At 65.8% G+C, this 10,364-nt stretch carries 10 protein-coding genes; 3 read left to right on the top strand and 7 right to left on the bottom strand.

All coding sequences use genetic code 11. The features are described from left to right. Positions 1-4: 4 nt before the first annotated feature. The 3 genes from HHA01_RS12795 to osmF form a co-directional block, all read right to left on the bottom strand. A complete protein-coding gene (locus tag HHA01_RS12795) occupies positions 5-988 on the bottom strand; it encodes an ABC transporter ATP-binding protein (RefSeq protein WP_141321311.1) in 984 nt (327 codons plus the stop codon). Then, positions 985-2,136 carry an ABC transporter permease gene (locus HHA01_RS12800; RefSeq protein ID WP_141321313.1) on the bottom strand — a complete coding sequence of 384 codons (1,152 nt, stop codon included), beginning with the start codon at positions 2,134-2,136 and terminating at the stop codon, positions 985-987. Before HHA01_RS12800 ends, HHA01_RS12795 begins: the two co-directional genes overlap by 4 nt. 72 nt (positions 2,137-2,208) lie before the next feature. Continuing rightward, complete coding sequence (osmF, locus tag HHA01_RS12805; RefSeq protein ID WP_498071601.1) at positions 2,209-3,093, bottom strand: glycine betaine ABC transporter substrate-binding protein OsmF; 885 nt, start codon at positions 3,091-3,093, stop codon at positions 2,209-2,211. Between the two features lie 141 nt (positions 3,094-3,234). On the opposite strand from osmF, the gene HHA01_RS12810 reads away from it, so the two are divergent. Next, the gene (locus HHA01_RS12810) at positions 3,235-4,194 is read left to right on the top strand and encodes a DUF1853 family protein (protein WP_141321317.1); all 960 of its coding nucleotides are present in this window, start codon (positions 3,235-3,237) and stop codon (positions 4,192-4,194) included. 9 nt (positions 4,195-4,203) lie between these two features. Here HHA01_RS12810 and cysS read toward each other — a convergent pair whose 3' ends face one another. Both cysS and HHA01_RS12820 read right to left on the bottom strand, forming a co-directional pair. Further along, complete coding sequence (cysS, locus tag HHA01_RS12815; RefSeq protein ID WP_141321319.1) at positions 4,204-5,604, bottom strand: cysteine--tRNA ligase; 1,401 nt, start codon at positions 5,602-5,604, stop codon at positions 4,204-4,206. 1 nt (position 5,605) lies between these two features. Next, the gene (locus HHA01_RS12820; protein WP_141321320.1) at positions 5,606-7,282 is read right to left on the bottom strand and encodes a glutamine--tRNA ligase/YqeY domain fusion protein; all 1,677 of its coding nucleotides are present in this window, start codon (positions 7,280-7,282) and stop codon (positions 5,606-5,608) included. A gap of 144 nt (positions 7,283-7,426) precedes the next feature. Between HHA01_RS12820 and HHA01_RS12825 the strand changes: the two genes are divergently transcribed. Both HHA01_RS12825 and HHA01_RS12830 read left to right on the top strand, forming a co-directional pair. After that, the gene (locus HHA01_RS12825; protein WP_141321321.1) at positions 7,427-7,930 is read left to right on the top strand and encodes a peptidylprolyl isomerase; all 504 of its coding nucleotides are present in this window, start codon (positions 7,427-7,429) and stop codon (positions 7,928-7,930) included. Positions 7,931-8,004: 74 nt separating this feature from the next. Further along, positions 8,005-8,772, top strand: a complete 768-nt coding sequence (locus tag HHA01_RS12830) for a UDP-2,3-diacylglucosamine diphosphatase (RefSeq protein WP_141321322.1) — start codon at positions 8,005-8,007, stop codon at positions 8,770-8,772. Between the two features lie 3 nt (positions 8,773-8,775). Here HHA01_RS12830 and HHA01_RS12835 read toward each other — a convergent pair whose 3' ends face one another. Then, on the bottom strand, positions 8,776-9,840 hold the full coding sequence (locus HHA01_RS12835) for a methylenetetrahydrofolate reductase (protein WP_141321323.1): 1,065 nt from the start codon (positions 9,838-9,840) through the stop codon (positions 8,776-8,778). Beyond that, positions 9,827-10,297 (bottom strand): methylenetetrahydrofolate reductase C-terminal domain-containing protein, encoded by a 471-nt coding sequence (locus HHA01_RS12840; protein WP_141321325.1) that lies wholly within the window; start codon positions 10,295-10,297, stop codon positions 9,827-9,829. The genes HHA01_RS12835 and HHA01_RS12840 overlap by 14 nt, the downstream gene beginning before the upstream one ends. Between the last annotated feature and the right edge of the window lie 67 nt (positions 10,298-10,364).

A 10,364-nucleotide genomic window follows, 5' to 3' on the forward strand; every position in this document is an offset into this window, starting at 1 on the left:
GCCCTCAGCCGGCGGCCTGATCGGTGTCGGTCCGCCCCGCGGCGGCCCGCGCATCGCCGGCGCCGACCAGCTGGCGCAGGGACAGCTGCCCCACCGGCGTGTCGGCCGCGTCGACGACGGTCAGGCAGTCGGCATGTCGCCACAGCATGATCGACAGCGCTTCGCGCAGCGTGGCCTGCTGGCTCACCCGCTGCTCGGCCAGCGGCGCGTCGTCCAGGGCCGTCATGCGCTGGCTGACCGGCAACAGGGCGGCTTCCTTGAGGCCGCGATCCGCGCCACCCAGCAGCGACTCGACGAAACCATCGGCCGGCCGGCGCAGCAGCTCGAGGGGATGCCCCTGCTGGATGATGCGCCCGTGGTTCATGACCACCAGCCGATCCGCCAATCGCAGGGCCTCGTCCATGTCATGAGTGACGAAGACGATGGTCTTGTTGAGCCTGGCCTGAAGCCGCACCAGTTCGTCCTGCAGCGACTCTCGAGTAATCGGGTCGAGCGCCCCGAAGGGTTCGTCCATCAGCAGGATGTCCGGATCGGCGGCCAGGGCACGGGCCACCCCGACCCGCTGGGCCTGCCCGCCGGAGAGCTGACTGGGGTACTTGTCGGCAAACTCTTCCACCTCGAGCCCCAGTAACGCCATGAGCTCCTCGACCCGTTCGCGGATGCGTGCCCGGGGCCACTTGAGCAGTCCCGGCACCAGACCGATATTGCGCGCCACCGTCCAGTGCGGGAACAACCCGGTACTCTGGATGGCATAGCCGATGCGACGACGCAGCACTTCCTCGCGGAACTCGCGCACTGGCTGCCCTTCCAGGTGGATTTCCCCGGCGCTGTGTTCGATCAGTCGATTGATCATGCGCAGCGTGGTCGACTTGCCACACCCCGAGGTGCCGATCAGCACGCACAATTCGCCCCGCTCGATGCTCAGCGAGACATCATCCACGGCCAGGGCATCGCCGAAGCGTTTGCTTACCTGAATCAACTCGATCAATGCGTGCCTCCGGGGCGGATTTTCTCGGTCAGCGCGGCCAGCAGGGCATCGGCCAGCAGGGCCATGATCAGAATCGGCAAGGCACCCAGCAGGACCAGGTCCATGGCCGCCTGTCCCAGCCCCTGAAAGATGAAGCGCCCCAGCCCGCCGGCGCCGATAAGCGCCGCCACGGCGGTCAGGCCGATGCCCTGCACCGTGGTGATGCGGATGCCTTCGAGGATCACCGGCAGGCCCAGGGGCAGACGCACCTGCCGGAATATCTGCGCGCGACTCATGCCCATGCCGCGGGCGGCGTCGATGACCCCGGGGTCGACCTCCTCCAGGGCGACATAGGTGTTGCGCACCATGGGCAGCAGACTATAGGCAATCAGCGCCAGCAGCGCCGGGGCCCAGCCGATGCCGCTGATGCCCAGTGCCGCCAGCCAGTCGTAGCGGTCGGAAAGCCAGGCCAGCGGCGCCAGCAACAGCCCGAACAGCGCCAGACTGGGAATCGTCTGCAGGAAGTTGAGCAGGGTAAAGCCGAAGCGCTGGGCGCGTGGCCAGTGACGCATGGCCATGGCCAGGCCGACACCCAGCGACAGGCTGATCCCAACGGCGGCACTGACCAGCAGCAGATGCTCGCCGATGGCCGTCAAAAAGGCAGACTTACGCACCTGATACTCCTGACGCAGGGCCAGCGGCTCGAGATCGAGCATCAGACTCAGGGCCAGGCTCAACAGCGGCAGCAGATACAGCAGCCCGTTCTGCCAGGACGGCAGGGGCACTCGGCCACGCAGCTCGATCAGCGCCAGCAGCAACACGAAGATGGCGATCCACACGGCCGGGCCAATGGCCATGCGGGCCTGGGGCAGCGAGGGGTCGACAGTCGCGGCGGCGGCCACCACCAACCACAGCGGCAGGGCCGTCAGCATCAGGATCACCAGCATCAGGGCCAGGCGCAGGTGACGGCCCGTCGGACGCCAGGCCAGCAGCAGCACAGCCAACATGGGCATGAGACTGGTCAACACGCCCGGCCAGCCGGCGATGCCGCCGACGCCGACACCCTCCCCCGGCACGATGCGGTTGGCCGCCACACTGACCGCGTCCAGGCCGAGCCAGGTAGCCAGCAGCACCAGCATCAGGCTGATCAGTACGCTATTGGGCCGCATGACCTCTCGCTTCAACCGATTGCACTCCGCCGCTGACCATCAAGGACACGTCCGGCCTCTACGCGTGCGTGATTACTCGGACAACGACTCGAGGAAGTCGGCCGCAACATCGGCGGGCGCACGCCCCTTGACGGCCACATCGCCGTTGAGGCGCTGCAGGGTATCGCGGTCCAGGGCCTTGAACACCGGTTCAAGCAGGCTCTTGATCTCGGGATAGGTCTCGAGCACCGCCTCGCGGACCACCGGCGTCGGCTGGTAGACCGGCTGAACGCCCAGGGTGTCTTCCATGACCACCAGGTCGAGTGCCTTGAGGCCCCCATCGGTACCATAGGTCATGGCGGCATTGACGCCACTGGTCTGCTGGGCGGCGGCACGCATGGTGGCAGCGGTGTTACCGCCGGAGAGCACCAGCAGCTGGTCGTCGCTGAGTTCGAAGCCGTAGGCCTCCTGGAAGGCCGGCAGCGCCTGGGGCGACTCGACGAACTCGGCGCTGGCCGCCAGCTTGAACTCACCGCCGTCATCCAGGTAGGTCGCCAGATCCTCGAGGCTGCTGAGCTCGTGCTCGCGTGCCAGTTCTCCTCTCAGGCTGATGGCCCAGGTGTTGTTGGCGTCGGCCGGCGTCAGCCAGACCAGATCATTCTGCTGGCGATCCTTGGCCTTGACGGTCTCATAGGCCTGCTCGGCATTCTTCCACACATCGCTGTCGGCCATGTCGAAGAAGAAAGCGCCATTGCCGGTGTACTCGGGGTAGAGGTCGATCTCGCCGGAGGTCAGGGCCTCGCGGACGATGCTGGTGGTGCCCAGCTGCAGGCTGTTTTCCACCTCGATGCCGTTGTTGTCCAGGCGCTGCAGGATCAACTGCCCGAGCACCGAGCCTTCGGTATCGATCTTGGAGGCCACGACTACCGGGTCGCCCTCTTTCGGGGTTTCGGCCTGAGCCGTCATGGACAGGGCCATCAGGCCACCGGCCGCCAGGGCGGCAAAACGCGTGAGAGACGAGTTCATCATTAGCACCTGCTGGTCGGGAATGTCGGGTGAAGTATAAAGTGCCACATACCAGACTGTCGGAACACCATGGCGATGTCATCCTGAGGCCTCATGCCACCTTACGATACCGATTTTCTCGAACGCTGGCAGCATCCGCAGGTACGTGACCTGGCCTGGCTGCTGAGCGCCCCGGATCTGCTGTCCCTGGCCTGGCCGGGGCGGCCGACGCTCCAGTCGCTGGGCCTGGGGAGCCGACAGGCCCTGCATGGCTACCTGGATCGGCAGGCCGAGGCGCCCGCCATGCTGGAGGCCATGACCGGCGAGCCCGGCGCTTCGCGTCTCGGTCACTACCATGAGCGGCTGTGGCAATACCTGCTGCAGACGGCACCGGGGACCCGCCTGCGGGTGCACAACCTGGCGGTGACTTGCGGGCGCCGCACCCGGGGAGAGCTGGATCTGGTCTATCAACAGCGGCTGGGCGATACCACACCGGTTCACCTGGAGCTGGCGATCAAGTTCTATCTCGGCCTGCCGAGCGGGCCCGGCAGGCCGAACGCCCCTACTCGCTGGATCGGCACCAACGGCGTGGACAGCCTAGCCCTCAAGCAGGCCCACCTGGAACGTCACCAGTTCCCCCTGGCCCACTCGCCGGATGCCCGGGATGCCCTGGCCACCGCCCTCGGCCCATCCTGGCAGGGACGTCTGCAGCAGCGTCTGGCCATGCCCGGCGTGCTCTTCTATCCTTGGGAGGATCCCATGCCCGCCCCCGTTCAGGCCCACTCCGACCATTACCGTGGGCTCTGGCTGCACTGGGCACACTGGCCGGCCTTCGCCGCTAGGCTGGACGACGCGACCCGGGGCAGCTGGCTGGGCAAGCCTCACTGGCTGGCCCCTCCTGCCCGCCGTCATCTGCTCGGCCTGGATGAGCTGGCCGCCTGCCTGGCAGAACACTTCGCGCACAGCGGCGCACCACGCCAGCTGGCGCTCTACCGTCCCGGCAAGGGCTGGCAGCGGGTCTTTGTCGTGGAGGATGACTGGCCCCGGCAGATTCCCCTGGGACCCAGTGGCTGATGCCCCGGCTCATTCGCCGGGGGCCTCGAACACCCAGGAGGTGCCTTCGCGGCTGTCCTTGAGGACGATGCCCAGGGCGGCGAGCTCGTCGCGGATGGCATCGGCCCGCGCGAAGTCACGCGCCTGCTTGGCCTCGGCACGCTCGCTGATGCGCGCCTGGATCTCGTCCTCGCCGAGCGGCAGCTCGCCGGCTCCGCCCTTGAGGAAGTCGGCCGGGACCTGCTGCAAGAGTCCCAGCACTCCGCCCAGCCGCTTGAGTTCCGCGGCCAGGGCCATCGCCTGCTCGGGAGCTTCCCTGCGCGCCCGGTTGACTTCACGGGCCAGGTCGAACAGCACCGAGAGCGCCTCGGCGGTGTTGAAATCGTCGTCCATGGCCTCGGTGAAGCGCGCGTCGAAACGCTCATCTACCTGCCCCGCCGCGGCGTTTTCGAGGTCCACCCCGTCCAGGGCGTTGTAGAAACGCTCCAGCGACTTGCGGGCATCGGCCAGGGAGTCCGGCGCATAGTTGATCGGGCTGCGGTAATGGCTGGCCACCAGCAGGTAACGCACCACTTCCGGGTCGTGATGCTCGAGCACGTCACGAATGGTGAAGAAGTTGCCCAACGACTTGGACATCTTCTCGTGCTGGACGCGCACGGCCCCGGCATGCATCCAGGTGTTGACGTAGGTCTTGCCGGTGGCGGCCTCGCTCTGGGCGATCTCGTTCTCGTGGTGCGGGAAGGTCAGGTCCGGCCCGCCACCATGGATATCGAAGGTTTCCCCCAGGCAGCAGGTCGACATGGCCGAGCACTCGATATGCCAGCCGGGGCGCCCCGGTCCCCAGGGCGATGGCCATTCGGCCTCGCCGGGCTTGGCGGCCTTCCACAGCACGAAGTCCAGCGGATCTTCCTTGTGCTCCTCGACATCCACCCGGGCGCCGGCGCGCATCTCGTCGGGGTCGCGGTTGTTGAGCTTGCCGTACTCGGCGAAACGACGGACCCGGTAGTAGACGTCGCCATTGTCCGCCGCATAGGCGTAGCCCTTGTCGATCAGCGTCTGGATCATGGCGGTGATGTCATCGACATGTCGGGTGGCGCGCGGCTCATGATCGGGCCGCTGGACGCCGAGCCGCCCTTCGTCTTCGTGCATGGCCTCGATCATGCGGTCGGTGAGCGCGTTGATGCTCTCGCCGTTCTCCTCGGCACGCCTGAGGATCTTGTCGTCGATGTCGGTGATGTTGCGCACATAGTTGACGTCATAGCCCCGGGCACGCAGGTAACGAGTGATGACGTCGAAGGCCACCATCACCCGGGCATGGCCCAGGTGGCAGTAGTCATAGACGGTCATGCCGCACACGTACATGCTCACGCGCCCGGCTTCGCGGGGCGTGAAGGCTTCCTTGCGGCGTGTCAGGGTGTTGTAGATCTGCATGTCAGCCCTTCTTCTTGATCTTCGCCCAGGTGTCCTTGAGTCCCACGGTACGGTTGAACACCAGCCTGCCGGGAGTGCTGACATGCCGGTCGGCACAGAAATAGCCGACACGCTCGAACTGATAGCGACTCTCCGGCTGCGCCTCGGCCAGGCTCGGCTCGCCGAAGCCCTGCACGGTGACCAGCGACTCGGGGTTCAGGTGCTCGAGGAAGTCGACGTCGCGATCCTTGTCGGGCTGTTCGACCTGGAAGAGGTTGTCGTAGAGCCGGACTTCCAGCGGCACGCCGTGAGCGGCGCTGACCCAGTGCAGCACGCCCTTGACCTTGCGGTCCTCGGGGTTCTTGCCGAGGGTGTCGAAGTCCACGGAGCAATGCAGCTCCTGCAGCTCGCCGTCTTCGTCCTTGATGACATCGTCGCAGCGAATCACGTAGCTGTTACGCAGGCGGACTTCCTTGCCCGGCGAGAGACGGAAGAATTTCTTCGGCGGCTCCTCCATGAAGTCGTCCTGGTCGATGTAGATCTCGCGGGTGAAGGGCACGCGGCGCACCGGCATGTCATCGCGGGCGGGATGGCCGGCCACGTCGTAGACCTCCTGGTGCTCCTCGGGGACATTGGTCAGCACCACCTTGAGCGGCTTGAGCACGCACATGGCGCGCGGGGCATTGTCCTCGAGATCCGAGCGAATGGCGTGGTAGAGCATGGCAATGTCGACCAGGCCACCGTCGGCGCGGGTGACGCCGATCATCTCGCAGAACTTGCGCACCGAGGCCGGCGTGTAGCCACGACGACGCATGCCGGAGATGGTCGGCATGCGCGGGTCGTCCCAGCCATCGACATAGCCCTGGTCGACCAGCAGCTTGAGCTTGCGCTTGGAGGTCAGGGTGTAATTGAGATTGAGGCGCGCGAATTCGATCTGGCGCGGACGCGACGGCACCGGCAGTTGCTCGAGGAACCAGTCGTAGAGCGGACGATGGTCCTCGAACTCCAGCGAGCACAGCGAGTGCGTGACACCTTCGATGGCATCGGACTGGCCGTGGGTGAAGTCATACGACGGATAGATCTTCCACTTGTCGCCGGCCTGGTGATGGCTGGCATGACGAATGCGGTAGAGGATCGGGTCGCGCAGGTTGATGTTGGACGAGGCCATGTCGATCCGCGCGCGCAGCACCTTCTCGCCCTCGGCGAATTCGCCGACGCGCATGCGCTCCAGCAGATCGAGGTTTTCCTCGACGCTACGCTCGCGATAGGGGCTCGGCGTGCCGGCCTCGGTGAGCGTGCCGCGGTATTCGCGGATTTCGTCCGGCGAGAGGTCGTCGACATAGGCCTTGCCCTCGCGCACCAGGTGCTGTGCCCAGGCATAGAGCTGGTCGAAGTAGTCGGAGGCATAGCGCACCTCGCCGGCCCAGTCGAAGCCCAGCCAGTTGACGTCTTCCTTGATGGCGTCGATATAGGCCTGCTCTTCCTTCTCCGGGTTGGTGTCATCGAAACGCAGGTTACAGTCGCCACCGAATTGCTCGGCAAGCCCGAAATTCAGACAGATCGACTTGGCATGGCCGATATGCAGAAAACCGTTGGGATGCGGCGGGAACCGGGTGACGATCCTGTCGTGCCGGCCAGCCTCGAGTTCCTCGTGGATCTGGTTGCGAATGAAGTTCGGCGCGCTGGTAGTCTCGGTCATGTTGATTGGGCAACCTCTGGTTGAACGCGGGCCTGTCGAGCGTGGCCGGTGGGTTCCGGCTTCGCGCATCGACGCAAAACCGCTATTATAGCGCCACGCCCATGCACGGCGCCAAGGCATCCGGCCAATCGACAGGAAATCGTCATGATCACGCTTGAAACCAACTTCGGCGATATCGTCATCGCCCTGAATCACGAGCAAGCCCCGAAGACCGCGGCCAACTTTGAACAGTACGTCCGTGAAGGCTTCTACGACAACACCCTCTTTCACCGTGTGATCGACGGCTTCATGGTGCAGGGAGGCGGCTTCGACCTGGACTTCAACCAGAAGTCGACCCACGCCCCCATCGAGAATGAAGCGGACAACGGCCTGCACAACCGGGTCGGCACCCTGGCCATGGCCCGCACCCAGGACCCGCACTCGGCCACGTCGCAGTTCTTCATCAATGTGGCCGACAACGACTTTCTCAACCATCGCGGCAAGAACCTGCAGGGCTGGGGCTACTGCGTGTTCGCCGAAGTGGTCGAGGGCATGGAGGTCGTCGAGCGCATCAAGAACGTCGAAACCACGCGCCGCGGCATGCATGCCGATGTGCCCGCCGAGGACGTGATCCTCAAGACGGCGCGCCTGCAGGACGCGGCGAGCTGACCCTGTCGCTCGACCGCCGGGAGACGGCCGCCGTCTCCCTCCCCGCTCACCCTCCGGCAACAACGGACGCTGACATGGCCACCCTGCTGATTTCCGATCTGCACCTGCATCCCGGTGCACCAGCGATTACCCAAGGTTTCTTGAATTGGCTGGACGAGCGCGCCACAGGCGCCGAGGCGCTCTATATCCTGGGCGATTTCTTCGAGGCCTGGATCGGCGACGACCTGCTGGACCTGGGAGATGCCGACCCGACCGGCAATGCACCGCTCGCCCGGCGTATTGCCGAGGCACTCAAGCGTCTCGCCGACCAGGGCACGGCCATCTACCTGATGCACGGCAACCGCGACTTTCTGCTCGGTGAACGCTTTGCCCGGGAAGCCGGCGCCAGTCTGCTGCCCGACCCCAGCCTGGTGACCCTGGGCGACGAGCGGGTCCTGCTGATGCACGGCGACAGCCTGTGCACCCGCGACGAGGCCTACATGGCCTTTCGCGCGCAGTCCCGCCAGGCCGAGTGGCAGGCACAGGTGCTGGCCATGCCGATCGGTGAGCGCATCGAACTGGCCCGGCAGTTGCGGGACCAGTCCGGCGAGGCCAATTCCAACAAGGCCGAGGACATCATGGACGTGACGCCCGACGAGGTAGTCGCCAGCCTGCAGCAGCATGGCGTGACGACCCTGATTCACGGTCACACCCACCGCCCCGATGTCCACGAGCTGGAAGTCGATGGCCGGCCGGCGCGACGCTATGTGCTGGGTGACTGGCAGCCCGAGCGGGGCTGGGAAATCGTCGCGGCGCCGGGCGAAGGCTTGACGCTGCGCGACTTCCCGCTGCCCGGCCAGTAAGGGCTACCAGCCGGACCCGGTGGCCGCCGGCCCCACGGCGCTGGCGGCCTCGGGATTGAGTTCGGCGGGGTTGTCGCGCCCCGGGTACCAGGGCACACGCCCTTCGAGCACACCGGTTTCCTCGATGATGCGCGCCACCTTGCCTTCCTGCCGATAGGCCATGAGGTGGGCCCCGCTGACCCCCTCGATCTCGCGCACCTCCTGAAGAATGTCGCGACACAGTCGGGTGCCCTCCTCGCGCTGATCCCGGGCGCCCTCCAGGCGCTTGATGACATGGTCCGGGATATGCACGCCCGGGACATGTTCGCGGATCCAGCGCGCGCTGCGTGCCGACCCCAACGGCCCCATGCCGACCAGCACATGCACCCGATCGGGCCCCTCGAGCAGGCCCATGTCGCCGATCTCGGCCATGAAGTCGCGCAATGCCGCCGTGTCGAAGCAGTACTGGGTCTGAATGAAGTTGGCACCGGCCGCCACCTTCTTGGCCAGCCGCTGGGCGCGTACATGCCGGGGCGGCACGAAGGGGTTCTCGGCGGCGCCCAGGAAGAGGCGCGGCGGGCTCTCGATCACCCGGCCACTCTCGAAATGACCGCCGTCGCGCATGCCCTTGGCGATGTTGAGCAACGACAGTGAGTCGAGGTCGAAGACCGGCCGGGCATGCGGATGATCGCCGGCCTGGACGCCGTCACCGCTCAGGCACAGCAGATTGCAGGAACCCATGGCCGCACCGCCGAGAATTTCCCCCTGCATGGCGATGCGATTCCGGTCGCGGCACGACATCTGCAGGATGGTGGCGTAGCCGACCCGGGTCAGCAGCGAACACACGCCGACACTGGACATGTGGCAGTTGGCGCCGGAGCCATCGGTGGCATTGATGGCATCGACATACCCATCGAAGATCGCGGCTCGCTGCAGCACCTCCGCCGGGTCGGCGGAGTCCGGCGGGCTGATCTCGGTGGTCACGGCAAAACGCCCGGCACGCAGCACCCGTTCCAGCCGGCCGGGTGACACATGGCCGGGCAACACGGGTAGCGAATACCCGGGTACCGGTTCATCATCGAACTTCATGGGCCCCTCCTGCACCATGCTCGCCACGCGCCACTCTGAGCCAGGACGAGCTACCTTCCATGCTGTCATCCACCGGCAGCTGCACCACCTCGATGCGATCGCCATGTTTCATCCGCTCGCTGCCTTCCCAGGCATCCAGCCAGACACAGCGCATCTCCGGCTTGACCTCGCAACCACCATCGTCACGCACTCCGCCACAGGGCCCATTGCGCAAGCGCTTGGGGCAGTTCATGGGACACGACATGCCGGTGGAACTGAGCACGCAGTGGCCGCACATCTGGCAGTCGAACAACAGGCCCTTGATGTGCTTTTCCAGCCAGGCCACCGGCGCCTCGAGCCGTTGATAGCCGATGCGTTCGAGCAGTGGTGCCGACCACTTGAGCACGACCTCGAAGCCGGCATACAAACGCTCGAAGGCATGGGCATGGCGAACCGCAAAGCGACGCAGGCGATACATGATGCTCCCCTCTTCACGGCGTATAAGTGAGTCCAGCGGTGGTCTGCTGGCATTTTGTCACATTCAG

Source organism: Halomonas halmophila, assembly GCF_006540005.1.
Lineage (GTDB): Bacteria > Pseudomonadota > Gammaproteobacteria > Pseudomonadales > Halomonadaceae > Halomonas > Halomonas halmophila.

What these genes read in the sequence shown, in the direction of transcription:
- HHA01_RS12800 (WP_141321313.1), bottom strand. Translation starts at nt 2,136, where the DNA reads ATGCGGCCCAATAGCGTACTGATCAGCCTGATGCTGGTGCTGCTGGCT.
- osmF (WP_498071601.1), bottom strand. Translation starts at nt 3,093, where the DNA reads ATGGCCCTGTCCATGACGGCTCAGGCCGAAACCCCGAAAGAGGGCGAC.
- HHA01_RS12810 (WP_141321317.1), top strand. Translation starts at nt 3,235, where the DNA reads ATGCCACCTTACGATACCGATTTTCTCGAACGCTGGCAGCATCCGCAG.
- cysS (WP_141321319.1), bottom strand. Translation starts at nt 5,604, where the DNA reads ATGCAGATCTACAACACCCTGACACGCCGCAAGGAAGCCTTCACGCCC.
- HHA01_RS12820 (WP_141321320.1), bottom strand. Translation starts at nt 7,282, where the DNA reads ATGACCGAGACTACCAGCGCGCCGAACTTCATTCGCAACCAGATCCAC.
- HHA01_RS12825 (WP_141321321.1), top strand. Translation starts at nt 7,427, where the DNA reads ATGATCACGCTTGAAACCAACTTCGGCGATATCGTCATCGCCCTGAAT.
- HHA01_RS12830 (WP_141321322.1), top strand. Translation starts at nt 8,005, where the DNA reads ATGGCCACCCTGCTGATTTCCGATCTGCACCTGCATCCCGGTGCACCA.
- HHA01_RS12835 (WP_141321323.1), bottom strand. Translation starts at nt 9,840, where the DNA reads ATGAAGTTCGATGATGAACCGGTACCCGGGTATTCGCTACCCGTGTTG.
- HHA01_RS12840 (WP_141321325.1), bottom strand. Translation starts at nt 10,297, where the DNA reads ATGTATCGCCTGCGTCGCTTTGCGGTTCGCCATGCCCATGCCTTCGAG.